22 protein-coding genes are annotated in these 22,669 nt (G+C 72.2%); 10 read left to right on the top strand and 12 right to left on the bottom strand.

The genetic code is table 11. The annotated features are described in order from the left end of the window. Window positions 1-13: 13 nt before the first annotated feature. The 3 genes from JOE35_RS09610 to JOE35_RS09600 all read right to left on the bottom strand — a co-directional run bounded on the left by JOE35_RS09610 (window position 14) and on the right by JOE35_RS09600 (window position 4,446). Window positions 14-1,807, bottom strand: a complete 1,794-nt coding sequence (locus JOE35_RS09610) for a DEAD/DEAH box helicase (protein WP_209561975.1) — start codon at window positions 1,805-1,807, stop codon at window positions 14-16. 101 nt (window positions 1,808-1,908) lie between these two features. Beyond that, entirely contained in the window at window positions 1,909-3,204 is a 1,296-nt protein-coding gene (dinB, locus tag JOE35_RS09605; RefSeq protein ID WP_209560895.1) for a DNA polymerase IV, read from the bottom strand. A gap of 54 nt (window positions 3,205-3,258) precedes the next feature. Continuing rightward, entirely contained in the window at window positions 3,259-4,446 is a 1,188-nt protein-coding gene (locus JOE35_RS09600) for an acyl-CoA dehydrogenase family protein (protein WP_209560894.1), read from the bottom strand. Between the two features lie 45 nt (window positions 4,447-4,491). Here JOE35_RS09600 and JOE35_RS09595 point away from each other — a divergent pair, with 45 nt between their 5' ends. Continuing rightward, window positions 4,492-5,286 carry an SGNH/GDSL hydrolase family protein gene (locus tag JOE35_RS09595; protein ID WP_209560893.1) on the top strand — a complete coding sequence of 265 codons (795 nt, stop codon included), beginning with the start codon at window positions 4,492-4,494 and terminating at the stop codon, window positions 5,284-5,286. Between the two features lie 45 nt (window positions 5,287-5,331). Here JOE35_RS09595 and JOE35_RS09590 read toward each other — a convergent pair whose 3' ends face one another. Both JOE35_RS09590 and JOE35_RS09585 read right to left on the bottom strand, forming a co-directional pair. Further along, window positions 5,332-6,552: a D-alanyl-D-alanine carboxypeptidase family protein gene (locus JOE35_RS09590; RefSeq protein ID WP_209560892.1), complete on the bottom strand. Its 1,221-nt coding sequence runs from the start codon at window positions 6,550-6,552 to the stop codon at window positions 5,332-5,334. After that, on the bottom strand, window positions 6,549-7,400 hold the full coding sequence (locus tag JOE35_RS09585) for an RNA methyltransferase (protein ID WP_209560891.1): 852 nt from the start codon (window positions 7,398-7,400) through the stop codon (window positions 6,549-6,551). The genes JOE35_RS09590 and JOE35_RS09585 overlap by 4 nt, the downstream gene beginning before the upstream one ends. 173 nt (window positions 7,401-7,573) lie before the next feature. On the opposite strand from JOE35_RS09585, the gene JOE35_RS09580 reads away from it, so the two are divergent. Both JOE35_RS09580 and JOE35_RS09575 read left to right on the top strand, forming a co-directional pair. Next, window positions 7,574-8,518, top strand: coding sequence for an NAD-dependent protein deacetylase (locus JOE35_RS09580; protein WP_209560890.1), 945 nt, complete (start codon window positions 7,574-7,576; stop codon window positions 8,516-8,518). Then, entirely contained in the window at window positions 8,515-9,165 is a 651-nt protein-coding gene (locus JOE35_RS09575) for a histidine phosphatase family protein (RefSeq protein ID WP_209560889.1), read from the top strand. Before JOE35_RS09580 ends, JOE35_RS09575 begins: the two co-directional genes overlap by 4 nt. Before the next feature lie 367 nt (window positions 9,166-9,532). Here the strand turns inward: JOE35_RS09575 and JOE35_RS09570 are convergent, their stop codons facing one another. Continuing rightward, window positions 9,533-10,645, bottom strand: coding sequence for a glycosyltransferase family 1 protein (locus JOE35_RS09570; RefSeq protein ID WP_209560888.1), 1,113 nt, complete (start codon window positions 10,643-10,645; stop codon window positions 9,533-9,535). Then, a complete protein-coding gene (locus JOE35_RS09565; RefSeq protein WP_307803016.1) occupies window positions 10,642-11,547 on the bottom strand; it encodes an alpha/beta hydrolase in 906 nt (301 codons plus the stop codon). The genes JOE35_RS09570 and JOE35_RS09565 overlap by 4 nt, the downstream gene beginning before the upstream one ends. 71 nt (window positions 11,548-11,618) lie before the next feature. Between JOE35_RS09565 and treS the strand changes: the two genes are divergently transcribed. Both treS and JOE35_RS09555 read left to right on the top strand, forming a co-directional pair. Next, window positions 11,619-13,358: a maltose alpha-D-glucosyltransferase gene (gene treS / locus JOE35_RS09560; protein WP_209560887.1), complete on the top strand. Its 1,740-nt coding sequence runs from the start codon at window positions 11,619-11,621 to the stop codon at window positions 13,356-13,358. A gap of 81 nt (window positions 13,359-13,439) precedes the next feature. After that, window positions 13,440-14,150 (top strand): 3'-5' exonuclease, encoded by a 711-nt coding sequence (locus JOE35_RS09555; protein ID WP_245186548.1) that lies wholly within the window; start codon window positions 13,440-13,442, stop codon window positions 14,148-14,150. 136 nt (window positions 14,151-14,286) lie between these two features. Here JOE35_RS09555 and JOE35_RS09550 read toward each other — a convergent pair whose 3' ends face one another. The 3 genes from JOE35_RS09550 to glgA all read right to left on the bottom strand — a co-directional run bounded on the left by JOE35_RS09550 (window position 14,287) and on the right by glgA (window position 16,654). Continuing rightward, complete coding sequence (locus JOE35_RS09550) at window positions 14,287-14,535, bottom strand: type B 50S ribosomal protein L31 (protein WP_043594989.1); 249 nt, start codon at window positions 14,533-14,535, stop codon at window positions 14,287-14,289. A gap of 138 nt (window positions 14,536-14,673) precedes the next feature. Beyond that, on the bottom strand, window positions 14,674-15,459 hold the full coding sequence (locus JOE35_RS09545; protein WP_209560886.1) for an ABC transporter ATP-binding protein: 786 nt from the start codon (window positions 15,457-15,459) through the stop codon (window positions 14,674-14,676). 10 nt (window positions 15,460-15,469) lie between these two features. Beyond that, window positions 15,470-16,654 (bottom strand): glycogen synthase, encoded by a 1,185-nt coding sequence (gene glgA / locus JOE35_RS09540; RefSeq protein ID WP_209560885.1) that lies wholly within the window; start codon window positions 16,652-16,654, stop codon window positions 15,470-15,472. A 47-nt stretch (window positions 16,655-16,701) separates the two neighbouring features. On the opposite strand from glgA, the gene JOE35_RS09535 reads away from it, so the two are divergent. Next, window positions 16,702-17,943 (top strand): glucose-1-phosphate adenylyltransferase, encoded by a 1,242-nt coding sequence (locus JOE35_RS09535; protein WP_209560884.1) that lies wholly within the window; start codon window positions 16,702-16,704, stop codon window positions 17,941-17,943. Between the two features lie 96 nt (window positions 17,944-18,039). Beyond that, on the top strand, window positions 18,040-18,678 hold the full coding sequence (gene serB / locus JOE35_RS09530; RefSeq protein WP_209560883.1) for a phosphoserine phosphatase SerB: 639 nt from the start codon (window positions 18,040-18,042) through the stop codon (window positions 18,676-18,678). A gap of 24 nt (window positions 18,679-18,702) precedes the next feature. Here serB and fabG read toward each other — a convergent pair whose 3' ends face one another. After that, window positions 18,703-19,413: a 3-oxoacyl-ACP reductase FabG gene (gene fabG / locus JOE35_RS09525; protein ID WP_209560882.1), complete on the bottom strand. Its 711-nt coding sequence runs from the start codon at window positions 19,411-19,413 to the stop codon at window positions 18,703-18,705. Between the two features lie 126 nt (window positions 19,414-19,539). On the opposite strand from fabG, the gene JOE35_RS09520 reads away from it, so the two are divergent. The 3 genes from JOE35_RS09520 to JOE35_RS09510 are packed head-to-tail and all read left to right on the top strand — an operon-like array spanning window position 19,540 to window position 20,995. Then, window positions 19,540-19,881: a DUF3099 domain-containing protein gene (locus tag JOE35_RS09520; protein WP_209560881.1), complete on the top strand. Its 342-nt coding sequence runs from the start codon at window positions 19,540-19,542 to the stop codon at window positions 19,879-19,881. Continuing rightward, complete coding sequence (locus tag JOE35_RS09515; RefSeq protein WP_209561972.1) at window positions 19,881-20,126, top strand: hypothetical protein; 246 nt, start codon at window positions 19,881-19,883, stop codon at window positions 20,124-20,126. The genes JOE35_RS09520 and JOE35_RS09515 overlap by 1 nt, the downstream gene beginning before the upstream one ends. Further along, window positions 20,123-20,995, top strand: coding sequence for an SURF1 family protein (locus tag JOE35_RS09510; RefSeq protein ID WP_209560880.1), 873 nt, complete (start codon window positions 20,123-20,125; stop codon window positions 20,993-20,995). Before JOE35_RS09515 ends, JOE35_RS09510 begins: the two co-directional genes overlap by 4 nt. Before the next feature lie 66 nt (window positions 20,996-21,061). Here JOE35_RS09510 and JOE35_RS09505 read toward each other — a convergent pair whose 3' ends face one another. Beyond that, window positions 21,062-22,660 (bottom strand): ABC-F family ATP-binding cassette domain-containing protein, encoded by a 1,599-nt coding sequence (locus JOE35_RS09505; RefSeq protein WP_209560879.1) that lies wholly within the window; start codon window positions 22,658-22,660, stop codon window positions 21,062-21,064. Window positions 22,661-22,669 lie beyond the last annotated feature (9 nt).

Below are 22,669 nucleotides of genomic sequence, written 5' to 3'. Positions count from 1 at the left end.
CTAGGCGCGTCGCCTAGGTGCGGTTGCCGATCCGGCCCCTGAGCACGTCGATGCGCTTCTGGATCTGCTCGGTGCTCGCCTGGGCGACGGAAGGCCCGCCGCTGACCCGTCGCAGGTCCGCGTGGATGATGCCGTGGGGCTCGTTCGACACCCGCGACCAGATCGACACGAGCCGGCTGAGCTCCTGTCGCTGTTCTTTGATGGTCTGGTAGAGCGGTCGTGCCTCGGCGACGGGCGCGGCCACCGTCGGCATGCCGGTCTTGCGTGAGCGCGTGGCCTGCTTCGCCTGCCGCTGACGCAGCAGGTCGCGCACCTGGTCGGGCTCGAGCAGGCCCGGGATGCCGATGAAGTCGAGTTCTTCGAGGCTGCCGATCTCGCCGCCGGTGCCGAACTCGCCGCCGTCGTACAGGACGCGGTCGAACGACGCCTGCGAGTCGAGCGCCTCGAACGGCTGCTGGTCGAGCAGGCTCGAGGCCTTCTCCTCGCGGTTCGCGGCCGCCATCATGTCCTCCTCGGGCGCGAAGATGCCGTCGTCGGCGGTCTCCGGCCGATCGAGGGCGTGGTCGCGCTCCAGCTCGAGCTGGCCCGCGAGGGCCATCAGGCTGGGGACGCTCGGGAGGAAGATCGACGCGGTCTCGCCTCGGCGCCGCGCGCGGACGAAGCGACCGACTGCCTGCGCGAAGAACAGGGGCGTGGAGGCGGAGGTCGCGTAGACGCCCACGGCCAGCCGCGGCACGTCCACCCCCTCGGAGACCATGCGCACCGCCACCATCCAGCGGGTGTCGCCGTCCGAGAACGCCTGGATCCGGTCGGAGGCGGCCTTCTCGTCCGACAGGACCACCGTCGGTCGCTCGCCCGTCAGCTTCTGCAGCACCGCCGCGTACTGCCGAGCGGCGGTGTGGTCGGTGGCGATGACGAGTCCCCCGGCGTCCGGGACGCCGCGACGGACCTCGGTCAGTCGCTTGTCGGCCGCCGACAGGACCGCCGGGATCCAGTCGCCCTGCGGCGACAGGGCCGTCCGCCACGCCTGGGCCGTGATGTCCTTCGTGACCGCCTCGCCGAGGCTGGCGCTCATCTCGTCGCCCATGCGCGTGCGCCAGCGCATCTGCCCCGCGTAGGCCATGAACAGCACCGGCCGGACGACGCCGTCGGCCAGGGCGCGCCCGTAGCCGTAGGCGTAGTCGGACCGCGAGGTGCGGATGCCGTGCTCGTCGGGTGCGTACGTGACGAACGGGATCGGTGCGGTGTCCGACCGGAACGGGGTCCCCGTCAGCGACAGCCGTCGCGTGGCTCGGCCGTACGCCTCGCGGATGCCGTCGCCCCAGCTGAGGGCGTCGCCGCCGTGGTGCACCTCGTCGAGGATGACCAGGGTGCGACCGGCCGCGGTCAGGTCGGCGTGCACCTTCGGGTTCATGCCGACCTGCGCGTAGGTGACGGCGACGCCGTGGTAGTGCCGGCCGAACGAGACGTCGGCGTTCTTGAACATCGGGTCGAGCCTGAGGTTCACACGATCGGCCGCGTCGGCCCACTGTCGCTTCAGGTGCTCGGTCGGGGCGACGACCACGACGCGGTCGACCTCGCCGCGCGACAGCAGCTCCGTCGCGAGGCGCAGGGCGAAGGTCGTCTTGCCGGCGCCGGGCGTGGCCGCGGCCAGGAAGTCCTGGGGGGACGTCGCGAAGTACTGCTCGAGGGCCTCGGCCTGCCAGGCCCTGAGCTTGCTCGCGGTGCCCCAGGCGGCGCGCTCGGGGAACGCCGGCGAGAGGTGCTCGGCGGCGGAGTTGCCGACGGTCGCGCCGACCTCGCCCAGGTCGAGCTGGTCGTCGGCGCCGGTCTGGTCGTCGGTGCTCGTCTGGTCGCCGGCACCCCCGGCCGGGTCGTCCTCGTACGCTGTGCTCACTTGGCCCGATCTTACTCGTCGGCGGCGGCCGGTCGGTCACGCCCCGGCCGGTCACGGTCGTGCCGCGATCGCCGCCGGGCGTCGTCGCCGCCCGCGCGGAGCAGCGACGCCGGCGTCGGCGCGGCCGCGCCGAAGCGCGCCCGGAGGGCGTCCATCGTCGACTCGGCCTCTCGCCACTCGGCGTCGTCGTCCCACAGGCCGAGCGAGAGCCCGCCGTCGTCGCCTGCGCCGAGCTGCTCGACGCGCACGCCGACGAGGCGGATGCGCTCGTGCTGCTTGCCGGTGGCCTCGTACACCGAGCGCACCTCGTCGTAGATGCGCCGCCCGAGGTCGGTCGGGTCGGCGAGCGTGCGCGATCGGGTGATCGTCACGAAGTCGGTCGTGCGCAGCTTGAGCACGACGGTGCGGCCGCTCAGGCCCGCGGCGCGGAGTCGTGCCCCGACCTTGTCGCTGAGCCGGAGCAGCTCACGCCGGATGACGTCGGGGTCGACGACGTCGGTCGAGAAGGTCATCTCGTGCCCGACGCTCTTCTCCGTCGTCTCGGTGTGCACCCGACGCGGGTCGCGCGCCCACGCCAGGTCGTGCAGCTTGGCCCCGGCGGCAGCGCCGACCGCGCGGACGAGGGTGTCCCTCGAGGCCGTGGCCACGTCGCCGACCGTGCGCAGGCCCAGGTTCGCCAGCACCTCCTCCGTCTTGCCGCCCACGCCCCAGAGGGCGCTGATCGGCCTCGGGTGCAGGAACGCGATGGTCTGGTCGTGCGGCACGACGAGCAGCCCGTCGGGCTTGGAGACGCTCGAGGCGAGCTTGGCGACGAACTTGGTCGACGCGGCGCCGATGCTGCAGCGCAGCCCCGTCTCGGCGTGCACGCGACGCCGCAGCTCGGTCGCGATCTGCCACGGCGGCCCCATCAGGCGGATCGCGCCGGTCACGTCGAGGAACGCCTCGTCGATGCCGAGCCGCTCGACGAGCGGCGTCACGTCGTCGAACATCGACATCACGACCGACGACCAGTGCCGGTACTTCTCGCCGTGCGGCTCGAGCACGATCGCCTGGGGACAGCGCCGCAGCGCGATGGCCATCGGCATCGCCGAGTTGACGCCGAACTTGCGCGCCTCGTAGGTCGCCGCCGTGACGACGGAGCGATCGGACCGGTGGCCGATGACCACCGGCTTGCCGACGAGGTCGGGGCGGTCGAGCAGCTCGACGGAGGCGAAGAAGGCGTCCATGTCGACGTGCAGGATCGGCGCCGACACGTCGTCGGTGGGGTCCGCGGTGACGAGTCGCCCGCTGCCGTCCTGTTTGCTCACCCGGTGATCCTCACACGGACCGCCGACATCGACGCGCGGCCGCGGCCGTCGCCGCTAGTCCGCGGGCCCGAGCAGGCGCGCGGCGATCGTGGCGTGCGCCGAGTCCGTGCTCGACGGGTGGAACCGCCCCGCGAGCACGTCGCGCTGCAGCCGCCCGAGCTCCGACGACGCCCGGAACGACCCGCCCCCGGCGACAGCGACGGCCTGGTCGACCACGGCCCGCGCCGCCTCGGTCACGCGCGTCTTGAGGCCGACGAGCAGCGGCGACCAGTCGGCGCCGTGGTCGACGAGCTGGTCGACGTCGCGAGCGAGGGAGTCGACCTGCGGCTCGAGGCCGTCGAGCACCAGGCGGGCGTCGGCGACCCGCCAGCGGACGATAGGGTCGAGGGCGAGCGACTCCCCCGTGCGGCGCGACGTCCGGCCGGACGCCGACTCGACCGCGAGCTCGACGGCCCGCCGCGCGATCCCCCGGTAGACCGCGGCCACGAGCGTCTCGAACACGGCGAAGATCCCGAACACGAGGGGGTCCGCGCTCGGGCCGACCGGCAGCTGCCGCACGATGCGCGACGCGGGCACCTCGACGCCCTCGAGGCGGGTGCTGTGGCTCTCGGTCGCCCGCATGCCGATCGTGTCCCAGTCGCCGAGCGAGCTCCAGCCCGGCTGGTCGCGGTGCACGAAGCCGTGCACGAGCACCGGTTCCGCCGGGTCCGTGTCGTCCCGGCCGAACACGCCCAGTCGCGTCCAGACCGGCGAGAGCGAGGTCGACGTCTTCGTCCCCGTGAAGCGCCAGCCGCCGTCCCCGGTCGGCTCGGCCCGCGTGACGGAGTCGAACAGGACGAGGTCGTTGCCCGGCTCGCTGACGCCGAAGGCGAACACCTCGCCGGCCGCGGCGTCGGCGAGCACGAGATCGAGCGACCGGTCGCCCCTGGCGCGCAGCACGGCGGCGCAGCCCGTCCAGACGAGGTGCATCCCGACCGCGAGGGCGGTGGCGGGAGCGGCGGCCGCGAGGCGGGACTGCAGGGCCGCGACCTGTTCGAGCCCCAGGCCCGCGCCTCCTTCGCCCTGGGGCACGAAGACCGTCAGGTACCCGCGCTCGCGCAGCTCGGCCAGGTCGTCGTGGGGGAACGCGCCGTCCCGGTCGTGGCCGGCGGCACGCCCGCGGAACCGCGCGAGGAGGTCGTCCGGCAACAGCTCAGAGGGCGACCACGAGGAGGAGCTGGCTGGTCGGGCGCCGTCGGTCATGCACCGAGGGTAGCCACGTCGGCACCCGGCGGTAACGTGGAGGCCATGACGCAGCTGCACCCCTGGTCCCGGTACGTCGCGATCGGCGACTCGTTCACCGAGGGGATCGGCGACCCGGAGGAGCGCGCGCCCGGCGGCAACCGCGGCTGGGCCGACCGCGTCGCCGAGGTCCTCGGCTCGTCCGCCGACGACTTCGCCTACGCGAACCTGGCCGTGCGCGGGCGTCTGCTGAAGCAGATCGCCGACGAGCAGGCCGACGCCGCCCTGTCGCTGCGTCCCGACCTGATCTCGGTCTCGGCCGGCGGCAACGACATCATCCGCCCCGGCACCGACCCCGACCAGGTCGCCGCGGGCTTCGACGCGCTCGTCGAGAAGCTGAGCTCCCAGGGCGCGACGGTCGTCGTCTTCACCGGCCCGGACATCGGGCTGACCCCGGTGCTCGGTCGTCTCCGCGGAAAGGTCGCGATCTACAACGAGCACGTGCACGCGATCGCGCTGAAGCACGGCGCGGTCGTCGCCGACATGTGGGCGCTCCGGCAGCTGTCCGACTCGCGCATGTGGGCTCCCGACCGGCTGCACTTCAGCCCGCTCGGCCACCACACGATCGCCAGGGCCGTGCTCGGGGCCCTCGCCGTCGAGAACGACCTCGAGCCGTGGCGGCCCGAGCCGCTCGAGCGTCGCCCCTGGCGCCAGGCCCGCTCGGACGACATGGGCTGGGCCCGCGAGTACCTGGTGCCGTGGGTCGTGCGGCGCATCCGGCACCAGTCGTCGGGCGACGGCCGCCAGGCGAAGCGCCCGGACGCGGTGACCGTCATGAACCGCGACGAGCAGCAGCCGTAGCGGCTGCGGGCTTCGGGCTTCGGGCTCCGGGAGGCGTCGGGCGCGTCAGCCGAGGACGTCCTGCGGGTGCGTCAGCCGCCACCACGCGCCGGGCTCCGGGATCGTCGCGTCGAGCACGAGCGGCACGTCGACCTCCTGGCCGCCCACGTCGAAGCGGACCGTGCCGACCTCGCTCCCGGCGGCCTCCGGACCGACCTCGTCGGTCTGGAGCGTGGACGTGACGGCCTTGTCGCCCCAGACGAGCAGGCCGGCGTCCTCGGCCGCCACCGCCTGGGCCGAGGCACCCCAGGGCAGGTCCCAGCGCGCCCAGACGTCGTCCTCCGTGGTCAGGGTGATGGTCTGGAACTTCCCCGTCACGCTCTGCAGCAGGCGCTGCACGTCGGCGTCGAGCGCGTCGTGGTCGACGCCGCCCAGCATCACGCCCACGACCGTCACGGTCTGGCCGGCGACCGTGAAGTCCGCCGCGAAGAGCAGACAGGCGCCCGCTTCGTCGAGCGTGCCGGTCTTGATGCCCTTGACCCCGTCGAGGCCGAGCAGCTCGTTGGAGTTGTCGATGACGCCCACGCCGGGGATCGTCGTCTCGTCGGTTCCCACGATCGCCGCGACGTCGGGGTCGGCGAGAGCCAGTGCGCCGAGGGCCACGAGGTCGGTCGCGGTGCTCGTGTTCTGCGGCGACAGGCCGGTGGGCTCGACGATCGTCGTCGCGGCGAGCTCGTTCTCGGCGAGCCACGCGGCCGCGGCCGACACGAAGGCGGCGTCCGAGCCGAAGGCCCAGCGCGCCAGTGAGGTCGCGTAGTTGTTGGCCGACTCGATCAGCGTCACCTCGAGCAGCTGCCGCTCGGTCAGGACCGCCCCGGCCGTCATCGGCACGACCTTCCCGTCGACCGCACGGTAGGTGTCGTACAGGGCCGCGTCGGCGGCGGTGAGGGTGATCGACGGCCCGTCGCCGCCGTCGAGCGGCTTCGCGTCGAGCACGACGAGGGCCGTCACGACCTTGCTGATGCTCGCGATCGGCCTCGGCTGCGCGTCGCCGCTCGTCGTCAGGCTCTCGTCGAAGCCCAGGGCCTCGACGGCCGTGGCGCCGTACGCGGGGAAGGTGAGCTGCGCGCCCGGCTGGGCGGGCGCCTCCCAGGTGGACGCCGTGGCGGAGGCCGGGGCGAGCGGGCCCAGCAGGGTGAGGGGCAGGTAGGTGCCGACCGCCAGCACGAGCACGACGACGGCGGCCACGGCGGCGCGACGCCGTCTCAGGACGGCACGACGGGTCACGAGGGCGACTCCGCCCCGGCGCCGGGCGTCGGTGCGCCCGCGACCGGCGGCACGCGAAGCGCCCAGAGGGCCACCGCGGAGGCGGCGGCCACGTTGAGGCTGTCGACGCCGTGCAGCATCGGGATCGTCACGACCCGGTCGGCGGCGCGCAGGGCGTCGCGGCTGAGGCCGTCGCCCTCCGTGCCGAGCAGCAGCGCGACACGTTCGGGGGCGGAGGCGGCGTACTCGTCGAGGGGCACGGCGTCGTCGGCGAGGGCGAGGGCCGCGACCTCGAAGCCCGCGTCGCGCAGCAGCTCGGCGCCGAGGGGCCACTCGGGGAGGCGCGTCCACGGCACCTGGAGCACGGTGCCCATGCTGACGCGCACGCTGCGCCGGTACAGCGGGTCGGCGCACCGCGGCGTGACGAGCACGGCGTCCGCGCCGAGCCCTGCCACCGCGCGGAAGATGGCGCCGACGTTCGTGTGGTCGACGATGTCCTCCAGCACGACGACGCGCCTCGCGCCCTCCAACAGCGACTCCACGCTCGGCAGCTCGGGCCGGTGCATCGCGGCCAGGGCGCCCCTGTGCAGGTGGTAGCCCGTCAGCGTCTCGAGCAGGGCCGCGTCGCCGACGAAGATCTCGCCGTCGAGGTCGGCCACGAGCGGCTCGACGTCGGCCAGCCAGCGCTCGGTCATCAGCACCGACCTGGGCACGTGGCCCGCCCGGAGCGCGCGCTCGATCACCTTGCTCGACTCGGCGATGTAGAGGCCGCCCTCCGGCTCGGACACGCGGCGGAGCGCCACGTCGGTCAGCCGGGCGTAGTCCGCGAGGTCGGGGCGGTCGAGGTCGGTGATGCGGGTGATGCGCACGGCGCTCCAGGGCAGGGCGTCCGGTCGGCGGCGGCAGCGGGAGGCGACGCGGGAGGACGAGGGGGCAGGGACGGGGTCCAGGCTAACGTCCGGGGAACGAATCGCCAGGCCGCGCCGTTTAGGCTGACGGCGACCTGCTCCGAAGGTCGACCTGCCCCGAAGGAGGCCCCACCGTGACTGAACCGGCCACGCCGCCGGCTGCCGCCGGCCCCGCAGGGCCGGCCCGCGCCTCCTCGGTCGCTGCCCCCTCGGCCCCGGCCGGCGACGCCCTCGAGGCCGCCGTCGAGGTCCTCGCCGGTCGTCGCGTCGCGGTGCTCACCGGTGCGGGCATCAGCACCGACTCCGGCATCCCCGACTACCGGGGTGCCGGGGCGCCTCCGCGCAACCCGATGACGTTCCAGCAGTTCCTCTCGAGCGAGCGGTACCGCAAGCGGTACTGGGCGGGCAGCCACGTCGGCTGGAAGACCTTCCGGGCGTCGGCGCCCAACGGCGGGCACCGGGCCCTCGCCGAGCTCGAGCGCGCCGGCGTGGTCAACGGCGTCGTGACGCAGAACGTCGACGCGCTGCACGAGCGCGCAGGATCGCGCCGCGTGGTCGACCTGCACGGCACCGTCGACCGCGTCCTGTGCCTCACCTGCGGCCAGTCGTTCGCCCGCGACACCGTCGCCGCCCGCCTCGCCGGCGACAACCCGTGGATCGACGAGCCCGAGAGCGTCCGCCTGGCCCCGGACGGCGACGTGGAGGTCGACGACATCGACGCCTTCGTCGTCCCGTCGTGCACGGTGTGCGGCGGCATGCTGAAGCCGGACGTCGTCTTCTTCGGCGAGTTCGTGCCGGTCGAGCGCTTCGCCGAGGCGAGGTCGCTCGTCGTCGGCGCCGAGGCGCTGCTGGTGGTGGGCTCGTCGCTGGTCGTCAACTCCGGCATCCGGCTGCTCGACCAGGCGACGAGGCGCCGCCTGCCCGTCGTGATCGTCAACCGGGGCGAGACCAAGGGCGACTCCCGTGCCGCCGTGAAGATCGACGCCGGGACGACCGAGACCCTGACCGCGCTGGCCGCGCGCCTCGCGCCCGCAGAGCGCCTCGCGCCCGCCGCCGCCCCTGCCCCGGAGACACGATGACCCTGCTCTACCTCGTCCGCCACGGCGAGACCGACTGGAACCGCGCCCGCCGCATCCAGGGCGCCACGGACATCCCCCTGAACGACCTCGGCCGCTCCCAGGCCGCCGAGGCGGGTGACCTGCTCGCCCGTCGCTCGTTCGACCGGGTCGTCGCCAGCCCGCTGTCGCGCGCCGCGGAGACGGGGTCGATCATCGCCGCCCGACTCGGCCTGCCCGCACCGCAGCTCGTGCCGGCCGTCGCCGAGCGACGCTACGGCGACGCCGAGGGCCTCACCGGCACCGAGGTCGAGCAGCGGTTCCCCACGGGCACGCCCGTGCCGGGCCGCGAAGGCCGTCGTGAGCTGCTGGCCCGCGTGCTGCCGGCCCTGGTCGACATCGCCCGCTCGACCGGCGACGGTGCCGGCGACGGTACAGGCGAGGGACGAGTGGTCGTCGCGACGCACGGCGCCGTCATCCGGGCCGTCGTCACGCACGTGGCCGGCGACGACGTCCTGCACCTCGGGACGCCCATCCGCAACGGCTCGATCCACTCGTTCGAGCTGCGCGACGGCGGTCTCGTGCTCCGCGAGTTCGACGACCCGATCGAGGACGAGTCAGAGCGCGCCGGCACCTTCGCCTTCGACTGGCAGAACGCCCTCGAGAAGTAGCGCCGTCGCGCCCGCTGGAGTCGCTCCTCCTGCAGCTGTCGCGCCTCCTGCCGCCGCTGCTCCTGCTTCCGCAGCTGCCGCCTCCTGTGCCTCTGACATCCGCGTGCATCTCGCGCGCCTGCTGCGCCCTCGAGCTGCCGGGCCTTTCCGCATGTCTCCCCGTGCGCCGGGGCTGCGCCGAGTGCGCCGACGTGAGCGCCTGTTCGCGGCTGAGCTGCGCAATTCAGGAGGCGACGGTGCAGTCGTCCTGAGCGGTGCACGGTTCAGGTGTGCACTTCCTGCGCAGTGCGAACTCAGGACTGAGCGTCCTGAGTGGTGGCGCGCGTGGTGCGGTGGAGCTAGCGGTGGCGACGCAGGGGCGGCGGCGCTAGCGGCGCAGGCTGAGGCGCGAGCGCCCGCGGCGCGGCGCGCGGCCCGTCGCGAGCAGCAGCTCGAGCAACACCTCCGCCGAGGCTGACCAGCTGAAGCGGGCCGCTTGCTGCACGGACGCGGCCGAGCGTGCCGCCCACTCCCCCTCGAGCCGACGCACCGCCGCCGCGATCGACGACGGCGACTCCGGGTCGAAGTAGAGCGCGGCGTCGCCGCCGATCTCGCGGAAGATCGGGATGTCGCTGACGACTGCCGGCGTGCCGAGCGCCATGCCCTCGACCAGCGGGATGCCGAACCCCTCGGCGCGGCTGGCGGTCACCACGGCCGTGGCGCCCAGCAGCACCTCGCGGTACTCCTCGTCGCTCGCGCCGTCGTGGAACACCAGCGAGCCCGCAGGGGCGAGGGCCGTCAAGGAGGCGCGCTCCCGCTCCGACACGCGGCTCATCAGGTGCAGCCGGTGCCCGTCGAGCAGGGGCAGCGCCCTGGCGAGGGCGGCCACGTTCTTGTACGGCATGAACGACCCCATGTAGACGAGGTCACGGTGCACCGGTGCCGTGCGGGGCACGGCCTCGGCCACCGGGTCGGCCGCGTTCGAGACGACGGTGACCGGGCGCCGCGTGAGCCGGTGGCGGGTCATCTCGTCGCGGGTGGTCCGGCTGACGGTGACGACCGCGTCGGCCCGGTCGAGCAGCAGCCGCTGGGGCCACCAGGCGAGGTGGTAGAGCCGCCAGAGCAGCCGCAGCGGCAGGGCGAACTCGGTCGGCGGCGTCCTGTTCGTGTAGTAGATGAGGTCGTGCAGGGTCAGGACGAGTCGATGGCGACGGCCCCACGAGCCCATCGTCTGCATCGGCGACCAGACGACGTCGGGGCGGGCCGCCGTGACCTGGCGGGCGACGAGCGGCTCGCGCGCGCTCGTCGGGTCGCTGACGAGCAGGTGCGGCAGGTCGGGCAGCTTGTCCAGCTGTCGCAGGTCGGAGACGATCATCGTCAGGTCGACCTCGTCGTCGCCGCGGGTGCGCTCGGCGAGGGCGCCGACCACGCCGGCCGTGAACCGGCTGATGCCGTCGTGCCGCCCGGTGCGGACGTAGCGGCAGTCGACCGCGATCCTCACGCGACGAACTCCTGGATCGCGGCGGCCGCCTCCTGCGGCTTCTCGTAGTGGATGAGGTGCCCGACCCCGTCGATCACCGTGAGGCGCGCGTCGGGGAACAGCGCCCGCAGCTCGTGCTGGGCGGGCAGCGCCGTGATGTCGTCGCGGTCGGCGGCGATGAGCAGCGTCGGCACCGAGACGCGTGCGGCGTAGCTGCTGACGTCGCTCGACACGGAGGCGCGGAACGCGTCGAGCACGACACGCCGGTCCGCGAAGCGAGAGAAGTACGAGTCGTGCTGGTCGTGGATCCAGCGCCGCAGCGACGCGTCGCGGGTCTTGACCATGGCCAGGCTCGTGAAGCGCACCACCGGCGCGGCCTGCAGCACGGAGAGCCCCAGGGCCTCGGGCAGCGCGGCCCCTGCCCAGTAGTAGAAGACGGCGAGGCGGGTCACGACGCCGCGTGGACCGGACAGCGCCGGCGCGGCGATCGGGTTGACGAGCACCAGCCGGGAGGCGCGGAGCCCGTCCGCGAGAGCGGCCGAGGTCACGATCGACCCGAACGAGTGCCCGAGCACCACGACCGACTCGTCGAGGCCGACGGCGGCGGCGAACGCGGTCAGCCAGGCGGCGTAGGCCGCGACGCTGTGCTCGCCCTCGAGCGGCGTCGACTCGCCGAAGCCCGGCAGGTCGGGCATGACCACCCGCACGCCCGTGAGATGGGCGACGACCGGCTCGAGGCCGTGGTGGTCGCCGCGGAACCCGTGCACCGCGAGCACCACCGGGCTGTCGTCGTCGGCGTCCGGCGTGTCGTAGGTCCACCACGCGGTGTCGCTGCCCGCGACGCGGACGACGTCCTCGCGCACCGCTACGGACTCGAGGAGGCGCCGGTACGGCGACGGGACACGGGGCTCTCTGACGATCACGGGCCGAGTCTACGGAGGCGGTCCTGGCGGAACGCGCGCACTCGGCCGTCGGCCGTCCTAGAGTTGGCCGGGTGAGCTTCACTGCCCCCATCCAGCAGCCCGGACTGACCCTCGATCCCGCATGGCACAGACGTGCCGTGTTCTACGAGGTGATGGTGCGCTCGTTCGTCGACAGCAACGGCGACGGCGCCGGCGACCTCCAGGGGCTGCTCTCGCGGCTCGACTACCTGCAGTGGCTCGGGGTCGACGCCCTGTGGCTGCCGCCGTTCTTCCAGTCGCCCCTCCGCGACGGCGGCTACGACATCGCCGACTACAAGGCGATCCTGCCCGAGTTCGGCACCCTCGACGAGTTCCGCGACCTCGTCACGAAGTCGCACGAGCGCAACATGCGCATCGTGATCGACATGGTGCTCAACCACACGTCCGACCAGCACGAGTGGTTCCAGCAGTCCCGGGAAGACCCCGAGGGCCCCTACGGCGACTTCTACGTCTGGCGCGACACCGACGACGAGTACTCGAACATCCGCGTCATCTTCGTCGACACGGAAGAGTCGAACTGGACGTTCGACCCGGTGCGCCGCCAGTTCTTCTTCCACCGCTTCTTCTCGCACCAGCCCGACCTCAACTTCGAGAACCCGGCCGTGCAGGAGGCTGTCTTCGACGTGGTCCGGCACTGGCTGGACCTCGGCGTCGACGGCCTGCGGCTCGACGCCATCCCCTACCTCTTCGAGACGGAGGAGGGCAACGGCGAGGGCGAGCCCGCGACCCACGAGTTCATCAAGCGCCTCCGTCGCATGGTCGACGACGAGTTCCCCGGCCGCGTGCTGATCGCCGAGGCGAACCAGTGGCCGGCCGAGACGGCCGCCTTCTTCGGCACCGAAGAAGAGCCCGAGTGCCACATGGCCTTCGACTTCCCCGTCATGCCGCGCATCTTCTACTCGCTGCGGGCGCAGAACGGCTCCGAGCTGAAGCGCATCCTCTCCGAGACGACCGAGGTGCCGCCGGGCGCCGCCTGGGCCGTCTTCCTCCGCAACCACGACGAGCTGACGCTCGAGATGGTGAGCGAGGAGTACCGCCAGGCGATGTACGGCTGGTACGCCTACGACCCGCGGATGCGCTCGAACATCGGCATCCGTCGTCGTCTCGCTCCCCTGCTCGACAACTCGCGGGCCGAGCTCGAGCTCGTCCACGCCCTGCTGTTCGCGCTGCCGGGCAGCCCGTTCCTGTACTACGGCGACGAGATCGGCATGGGCGACAACATCTGGCTGCCCGACCGCGACTCCTCGCGCACGCCGATGCAGTGGACCCCCGACCGCAACGCCGGCTTCTCGACGGCCGACCCGGGCAAGCTGTTCCTGCCCGTCGTGCAGTCGCTCGTCTTCAACTACAACCTGGTCAACGTCGAGAGCCAGCTCGCCCAGTCGCGCTCGCTGCTGCACTGGGTGCGGAACGTGATCCACGTCCGCAAGGCGCACCCGGTCTTCGGGCTCGGCACCCTCGAGGTGGCCGAGACGGACCAGGAGTCGGTGCTCGCGTTCGTCCGGTCGTACGAGGGCGAGGGCACCCAGTTCGGCGCCTCGGCTGAGGACGTCCTCTGCGTGTTCTCGTTCGCGCACAACCCGTCGGCGGTCACGGTCACGGCGCCGCACCTCGCGGGCCGGACGCTCTTCGACCTCTTCGGCGGAGCGCAGTTCCCGTCGTTCGACGACGAGGGCAAGGTCACGATCACGCTCGGCACGCAGCAGTTCTTCTGGCTGCACGTCGGCGACGTGCCCGCCGCGTCGGCCCCGGCTGTCGGCGGCGCCTCCTAGGCTCAGGGGGTGAGCCAGACCGACCCGACCGAGACCGTGACCCCTCCCGACGTCTCCGCGACAGCTGCCGAGACTGCCGACCTGCCGTCGGCGTGGTGGAAGGCGCTCGGGGTGTTCGACCTCGAGACGACCGGGATCGACGTCGAGACGGCGCGCATCGTGACGGCGCACGTCGGGCTCATCGACGCGACGGGCGCGACCGTCGCCCACGGCGAGTGGCTGGCCGACCCCGGCGTCGAGATCCCCGAGCAGGCCAGCGCCGTGCACGGCATCTCGACCGAGCGGGCACGTGCCGAGGGACGGCCAGCAGCCGAGGTCGTCGCCGAGATCGTCGCGGCCGTCAGGGCCGTCTTCGCCCGTGGCGTGCCCCTCGTCGTCTACAACGCGCCCTACGACCTCACCCTGCTCGACCGCGAGGCTCGTCGGCACGGCATCGAGCCCCTCGGCGAGGTCGGCGAGATCGGCTGCGTCATCGACCCGCTCGTGATCGACAAGGCCGTCGACCGGTTCCGCAAGGGCAAGCGCACCCTCGAGGCCGCCGCCGGTGTCTACGGCGTCGTCCTCGACGACGCCCACGACGCCGGTGCGGACGCCGTCGCCGCGGGCCGGGTGGCCCAGGCCATGGCGCAGCGCTATCCCGCTCAGCTCGACGTCCCGACGACCGAGCTGCACGACCTCCAGGTCGGCTGGTGCTCGACCCAGGCGGCGTCCTTCCAGGAGTACATGCGCCGCAAGGACCCGACGTTCACGACGTCCGGCGAGTGGCCGCACCGGTCGCTCCCCGCCTCCTGAGTCCGACAGCGACGAAGTCCGACAGCATCCAAGTCCGACAGCATCCAAGTCCGACAGCACAGACGGCGAGAGGCGGCCCACGGTGGTGGGCCGCCTCTCGCGGGTCGACAGGGCCTGAGCCCTGGAGGGGTGCTGCTTACTTGCCGAAGTTCTTGTAGCGCGAGTTGAACTTCTCGACACGGCCGGCCGAGTCGAGGATGCGCTGCTTGCCCGTGTAGAAGGGGTGCGACTCCGACGAGATCTCGACGTCGATGACCGGGTAGGTCTCCCCGTCGAGCTCGATGGTCTTGTCGCTCGTCGTCGTGGAGCGCGTGAGGAACGTGGCGCCCGATGCGAGGTCGCGGAAGACGATCTGCTTGTACTCGGGGTGGATGTCGGTCTTCATGAGAGTCCTAGGTCTAGCGGTGGATGGTGGTGTGAAGTTCGAGGAGGTGCGGCGCACGGATGCTCCGGTACCAGCTGTCAACGATACCAGACGCCGAGCCCGGATCCGAGGAGCGAGCCGGGCGGCGACACGGACAGGTCAGCGGGCGGCGCGTGCCGTGTAGCGCCCGTCCTCGGACGTGACCTCGAGCTCGACGCCGAAGGTGGCGCCGAGGGTCTCGGCCGTGACGACCTCGTCGATCGGGCCGGCGGCCACGACGGAGCCGTGGTCGAGCAGGAGCGCGTGCGTGAAGCCGCGCGGGATCTCCTCGACGTGGTGGGTGACCATGACGATGGCGGGTGCGCCCTCGGACTGTGCGTAGCCGGAGAGCATGCGCAGCAGTTCCTCGCGTGCACCGAGGTCGAGGCTCGCGGCCGGCTCGTCGAGCAGCAGGAGCTCGGGGTCGGTCATGACCGCGCGCGCGATCTGGACGCGCTTCTGCTCGCCGTCGCTCAGCTCGCCGAAGGTGCGGTCAGCGAGGTGGTCGAGGCTCCACTCGTCGAGCACGCGGTGTGCGCGGCGCACGTCGACGCCCTCGTACTCCTCGTTCCAGCGGCCCGTGACGGAGTAGGCAGCGGTGAGGACGACGTCGATCACCTTCTCCTTCGCCGGGATGCGGCGGGCGATCGTCGTGGAGGCGAAGCCGATCCGCGGACGGAGGTCGAAGAGGTCGACCGAGCCCAGGTCGCCGCCGAGCACCTCGGCGGTGCCGGAGCTCGGGTGGGTCTGCGCCGCCGCCACCTGCAGCAGCGACGACTTGCCGGCGCCGTTCGGCCCCAGCACGATCCAGCGGTCGTCGGAGTCGACGGTCCAGGTCAGCGAGTCGACGACGGGGACGCCGCCACGGACGAGGGAGACATCGGTCAGCTGCAGGACGGTAGGCATGATGGACAGCCTATCGACGCAGGGAGCCGTAGACCTGGAGGGTCCGGTCCGCGATCCGCGTCCAGGAGAACTCGCTCTCGGCGCGCATCCGACCGGCCCGTCCCATCAGCCGTGCGAGGGCCGGGTCCGAGACGACCTCGGTGAGGATCCGCGCGAGGTCGGCGACGAACGCCTCGGGGTCGAGGGGCGTGCCCGTGCCGTCCTGGGCCTGCTCGAGCGGGACGATCCGGCCGGTGAGGCCGTCGGCCACCACCTCGGGGATGCCCCCGGTGTCCGAACCCACGACGGGCACGCCGCAGGCCATCGCCTCGAGGTTGACGATGCCGAGGGGCTCGTAGACGGAGGGGCAGACGAACGTGGTGGCCGCGCTGAGCACGGCGCTGAGCTGGTGGCGGGGCAGGATCTTCTCGATCCACACGACGCCGGTCCGCTCCTCCTGCAGCTCGCGGACCAGTCCGCTCACCTCGGCCATGATCTCCGGGGTGTCCGGCGCGCCGGCACAGAGGACGAGCTGGACGTCGGCGGGCAGGAGCTTCGCCGCGCGCAGCAGGTACGGGAGGCCCTTCTGGCGCGTGATCCGGCCGACGAAGACGACCGACGGGCGATCGGGGTCGATGCCGAGCTCGCGGACGACGTCGGCGTCGTCGACGCGCTGCCAGGCGTCGAGGTCGATGCCGTTGTAGACGACGCTGACCTTCTGCTCGTCGATGCCGGGGTAGGAGCGCAGGATGTCGCGGCGCATGCCCTCGCTGACGGCGATGACGGCGTCGGCCGTCTCGTAGGCCTGGCGCTCGATCCAGCTCGACACGCGGTAGCCGCCGCCGAGCTGCTCGGCCTTCCAGGGGCGGAGCGGCTCGAGGCTGTGCGCGGTGAGCACGTGGGGGACGTCGTGCAGCATCTGCGCCAGCTGGCCGGCCGCGTTCGCGTACCAGGTGTGGCTGTGCACGATGTCGGCGCCGGCGACGTCCTGGGCGATGCGGACGTCGGTCCCGAGGGTGCGGAGCGCCCCGTTCACCTGGGCGAGCTCGGCGAGGTCGGGGTAGCCGGTCGTGTCCGGCTCGGGGTCCACGTCGCCGAAGGCCCTGACCTGCACCTCGATCGACTGCCTCAGCGCCTTGGCGAGCTCGACGACGTGCACGCCTGCGCCTCCGTAGACGTTCGGGGGATATTCCTTCGTGATGACATCGACTCGCACGAGCATCACCGTAGTCGTGCGTCGGAGAAACGTGCCATTCTGGCCCCATGGCATCAAAGAAGATCTTCGGCATCGTCCTGGCCGGGGGCGAGGGCAAGCGCCTCATGCCCCTGACCGCCGACCGGGCGAAGCCCGCCGTCCCGTTCGGCGGCAACTACCGCCTCATCGACTTCGCGCTCTCGAACCTCATCAACTCGGGCCTGCGTCAGATCGTCGTGCTGACGCAGTACAAGTCGCACAGCCTCGACCGCCACGTCTCGCAGACCTGGTCGATCGAGGGGCTCCTCGGCGCGTACGTCGCCTCCGTGCCCGCGCAGCAGCGGCTCGGCAAGCGCTGGTTCGCCGGCAGCGCCGACGCCATCCTGCAGAGCCTCAACCTGCTCCGCGACGAGAAGCCCGACATCGTCGTCGTGGTCGGCGCGGACCACGTCTACCGGATGGACTTCGAGCAGATGGTGGAGGCGCACATCGCCTCGGGCGCCGGCGTCACCGTGGCGGCCATCCGCCAGCCCATCTCGCTCGCGGACCAGTTCGGCGTCATCGAGGTCGACCCCGACGACCCGACCCGCATCGGCCGGTTCCTCGAGAAGCCGACCGACGCCACGGGCCTGCCCGACTCCCCCGACGAGATCCTCGCCTCCATGGGCAACTACGTCTTCGACGCCGACGTCCTCATCGACGCGGTGCTCCGCGACGGCGAGAAGGCCGACTCGAACCACGACATGGGCGGCGACATCGTCCCCGACTTCGTGTCCCGCGGCGACGCGGCCGTCTACGACCTGAACCGCAACGAGGTCCCCGGCTCGACCGAGCGCGACCGCTACTACTGGCGCGACGTGGGCACCATCGACTCGTTCTACGACGCGCACCGAGACCTGATCTCGGCGCTGCCGATCTTCAACCTCTACAACACCGACTGGCCGATCTTCAGCCAGCAGCTCAACTCGCCGCCGGCCAAGTTCGTCCGCGACGGGCTCGGCAACCTCGGCACGACCATCGACTCGGTCGTCTCGCTCGGCTCGCTGTTGTCGGGCGCCCACGTCGAGCGCAGCGTCCTCGGCCCGTGGTGCACGCTCGACTCCGGCTCCCGCGTCGTCGACTCGATCGTGTTCGAGCGCGCCCACATCGGGCCGAACGCCACCGTGAACCGGGCGATCCTCGACAAGGACGTCGTCATCGCCGAGGGCGCCTCCGTCGGCGTGGACGCCGAGGCGGACCGCGCGCGGGGCTTCACCGTCACCCCGTCGGGCATCACCGTCGTGGGCAAGGGCGTGCGGGTCGACCAGTAGCCCTGGCCCCGAAGGGCGCCGCCGCCGCCGGGCGTCGAGTGACGAACGGCGACGGCGCCGTCCGGTCGTCCGCCGGCCGGACACTAGTGTGATCGCGTGCCCCGCTTCCTCACCGTCCTCGACGTCGACTCCACGCTCATCGAGGACGAGGTGATCGAGCTCCTCGCCGACGCCGCCGGCGCGCGGGACGAGGTCGCCGCCATCACCGAACGCGCCATGGCGGGAGAGCTCGACTTCGCGGAGAGCCTGCACGCGCGCGTCGCCACGCTGGCGGGGCTGCCGTCCACGGTCTTCGCGGACGCCGCCTCGCAGATCCGCCTCACGGCCGGCGTCCCCGAGCTGGTCGCCGGCCTGCACGCCCACGGCAGCGTGATCGGGGTCGTGTCCGGCGGCTTCCACGAGGTGCTCGACCCGATCGCCGAGGGCCTGGGGCTCGACTTCTGGCGCGCCAACCGGCTCGAGGTCGTCGACGGTGCCCTGACCGGACGCGTGGAGGGGCCGGTCGTCGACGCGGCAGGCAAGGCCGCCGCCCTCCGCGAGTGGGCCGAGGAGGCGGGCGTCGCCCCCGCGCACACGATCGCGGTCGGCGACGGGGCCAACGACCTGCTGATGATGGACGCCGCGGCGCTCTCGGTGGCGTTCAACGCCAAGCCCCGGGTGCGCGACCACGCGGACGTCGTCGTGACGCACTGCGACCTGTCGCAGGTGCTGCCGCTGCTCGGCCTGCGGGGCTGACCCCGCGGCCGTGCTGCCGAGGGCCTAGTGGCCCATCCCCAGGCCGCCGTCGACCGGCACGACCGCGCCGGAGATGTAGCCGGCGTCGTCGCTCGCGAGCCAGGTGATCGCCTTGGCGACCTCCGAGGCCGTGCCGAAGCGGCCGGCGGGGATGCTCTTCTTGTACTCGGCCTGCTGCTCGTCGGGCAGCACGGCCGTCATGTCGGTCTCGACGAACCCCGGGGCGACGACGTTGGCGGTGATGCCCCGTGCGCCCACCTCCCTCGTCAGCGACCGAGCGAAGCCGACGAGGGCCGCCTTCGACGCGGAGTAGTTCGCCTGGCCGGCACCGCCGTAGAGGCCGACCACGCTCGAGACGAGGACGATCCGGCCGAAGCGGGCCTTGAGCATGCCCTTCGAGGCGCGCTTGACGACGCGGAAGGCCCCGCCGAGGTTCGTGTCGACGACCGAGGTGAAGTCCTCCTCGCTCATGCGCATGAGCAGGCCGTCCTTCGTGATGCCGGCGTTCGCGACGACGACCTCGACGGGGCCGAGCTCGGCCTCGACGGTGGTGAAGGCGGCGTCGACGCTGGCGGCGTCGGTCACGTCGGCGGCGACGGTGAGGGTGCCCTCCGGGCCCTGGCCGCTCCGCGCGGTGACGGCGACGCGGTGGCCCTGCGCGACGAACTCCTCGGCGATCGCGAAGCCGATCCCTCGGTTGCCGCCGGTGACGAGGACGGTGCGGGGGGTGGTCATGATGGTGCTCCTCGGTGTGGACGTCAGGGGTGCTCGGGTCCGTGGACCGCGTGCCAGCCTACTGTCGGACGCCGGGATTACGATCTAGTCAACCGCCGACCCTCGGCGTCCCGAGCCCGTGAGGCCATGAAGACATCCACCCCGATCACCACGCTCCCCCCGTCGCCTGCTGACGACCGGCACGCCCGCATGCGCCGGTACCTGCTGGCCACGGGCATCCGCATCGTCTGCATCATCTTCTGCTTCGTCATCCCGCTCAGCTGGTGGACGCTGATCCCGGTGTTCGGCGCCGTCGTCATCCCCTACGTGGCAGTCGTCCTCGCCAACGTCGGTCACGAGAGCGGTCAGGACGTCGAGCGGCCAGGGGGCCTCGAGGTCTACCGCGGGCCTCAGGAGCCCTGGGCTCCCCCGGCACCTCACGACCCGGACGACGACCCCGTCGTCGGCTCGGACGGAGTCCCCCGGTGATGCCGGGCATCGGGCAGCCGGGCCCCGGCGACGTCCAGTGCTCCCGTACCGGCTGCACGGCCGCGGCCGTCCATGCCGTCAACTGGCGCAACCCCAAGATCCACGGCCTCGAGCGGGTCAAGGTCTGGTCGGCCTGCGACGAGCACGTCGGCTACCTCGCCGAGTTCCTCCGGGCCCGCGACTTCCCGGTCGTCCTGACGCCTGCGGGCGAGACGGTCGACCGGGTCGAGCAGGAGGCGCGATGAGCGGCCGAGGGGCGGGCACGCCCCGCTCGACGACCGCCTCCAAGTGGCTGGGCTACCTGGCTGTCGTCGTGGTGTTCGCGGTCATCTGCGGCCTGCTGGCCCACTGGCAGTGGAGCCGCCACGAAGAGAAGATGGCCGTCGTCCACCAGCTCGAGCAGCGCTACGACGCGGCACCGATCCCCCTGCAGGAGGCGGTGCCAGAGCTGGGCTCGTACGATCCCGCCCTCGAGTGGCAGCCGGTCGCGATGACCGGCCGGTACCTCGTCGACGACGAGCTCCTCGTCCGCAACCGGCCGCTGAACGGCCAGCCCGGCTTCGACGTGCTCGTGCCGTTCCAGGTCACCGGCGGCGACATCTTCGTCGTCGACCGCGGCTGGGTGCCGACCGGCAACGACCAGGACGCCCCCGACGTCGTCCCGGCCCCGCCGACCGGCGAGGTCACCGTGACGGCTCGGCTGAAGCCGGGCGAGCCCGCGCTCGGCGACCGCACGGGCGTCCCCGGCACGAACCAGATCGCCACGATCCAGCTGAGCGAGGTGCAGAAGCGTGTCGACGGTGACATCTACGACGCGAGCTACGGCCTGCTCGCGTCGGAGGACCCGGCACCCGCGACCGCTCCCGTGAAGGCCAGCGCGCCGGAGATCGACACCGGCCTCAACCTGTCCTACTTCGTCCAGTGGATCATGTTCGCGGTCGGCGCCTTCGGGTTCCTCTTCTACGTCTTCCGTCAGGAGCGACGCAACGCGCTGCTCGACGCAGCCGACGACGAGACCCCGGAGGAGGCGGCCGAGCGTGAACGTCGGCGCGCCTCGCGTCCGCGTGCGGACCACGAAGAAGAAGACGAGCTGCTCGACGCCGCCGGGCGCTGACGTCGTCGGCAGCCGGCAGCGTCGCCGCCTGGGCCCGACGGCGTCGCCGTCGGGCTCCGGCGTGCGTCAGGCGAGGTTGATCAGGTCAGAGTAGTCCGGGGTCCAGTGGTCCTCGGTGCCCTCGGGCATGATGAGCACACGCTCGGGGTTCAGCGCCTCGACTGCTCCCTCGTCGTGGCTGACCAGCACGACGGCGCCCTCGTAGTTCGCCAGCGCGTCGAGGATCTCGAGGCGGCTCGCGGGGTCGAGGTTGTTCGTGGGCTCGTCGAGCAGCAGGACATTCGCGCCCGAGACGACGATCATCGCCAGCGCGAGGCGCGTCTTCTCGCCGCCGGACAGCACCCCGGCCGGCTTGGCAGAGTCGTCGCCGGTGAACAGGAACGAGCCGAGCACGCGCCGCGCCTCCATCTCCGTGATGTTCGGCGAGGACGACACCATGTTCTCGAGCACGCTGCGCTTGACGTCGATCGTCTCGTGCTCCTGCGCGTAGTAGCCCACGCGGAGCCCGTGCCCCGGTTCGAGTTGACCCGTGTCGGGCTCGTCGACGCTCGCGAGGATGCGCAGCAGCGTCGTCTTGCCCGCACCGTTCAGGCCGAGGATCACGACCTTCGAGCCGCGGTCGATGGCGAGGTCGACGGCGGTGAAGATCTCGAGCGAGCCGTAGCTCTTCGACAGGTTCGAGGCCATCAGGGGCGTCTTGCCGCAGGCCACCGGGGTGGGGAACCGCAGCTTGGCCACGCGGTCGACGGCACGGACCTCCTCGAGGCCGGACAGCAGCTTCTCGGCCCGGGCCACCATCTGGTGCGCCGCCGCGGCCTTCGAGGCCTTGGCGCCGAAGCGGGCAGCCTGCTTCTGCAGCGCGGAGGCCTGCTTCTCGGCGTTGCTGCGCTCCTTCTTGCGACGCTCCTCGTCGGCGGCGCGCTGGCGCTGGTAGTTGCGCCAGCCCATGTTGTAGATGTCGATCGCCTGCCGGTTGGCGTCGAGGTAGAAGACCCGGTTGACGACCTCCTCGACGAGCTCGATGTCGTGGCTGATGACGATGACGCCGCCCTGGTAGGTCTTGAGGTACTCGCGCAGCCACACGACGCTGTCGGCGTCGAGGTGGTTGGTCGGCTCGTCGAGGATCATCGTGTCCGCGGCCGAGAAGAGGATGCGAGCGAGCTCGATGCGTCGGCGCTGACCGCCGGACAGCGTCGAGAGGGGCTGGTCGAGGATGCGGTCGGGCAGGCTCAGGTTGCTGGCGATGGAGGCGGCCTCAGCCTCGGCGGCGTAGCCCCCGAGCGCGTTGAACTGGTCGTCGAGGTCGCCGTAGCGCTTCATGGCACGGGCCGCGATGTCTGGATCGGCGTCGCCCATCGCCTGGGTCGCTTCCTGGATGCCCAGCAGCAGCTGTCCGAGGCCACGGGCGTCGAGGATGCGCGTGCGGGCCAGGTCTTCGGGGTTGCCGCTGCGCGGGTCCTGCGGCAGGTAGCCGATCTCGCCGTGGCGGTCGATCTTGCCGCCGGTCGGCATCGTCTCGCCGGCGAGCGTCTTGGTCATGGTGGTCTTGCCGGCGCCGTTGCGGCCGACGAGGCCGATCTTGTCGCCCTTGTCGACGCGGAAGCTCACGTCGGCCATCAGCAGGCGCGCGCCGACGCGGATCTCGAGATCGTGCACGGAAAGCACAGCAGAAGT

The sequence above is a fragment of the Frigoribacterium sp. PvP032 genome (assembly GCF_017833035.1).
Classification (GTDB): domain Bacteria; phylum Actinomycetota; class Actinomycetes; order Actinomycetales; family Microbacteriaceae; genus Frigoribacterium.
Note: the sequence above shows the minus strand (reverse complement) of the source record. Positions and strands in the feature narration are given on the sequence as shown.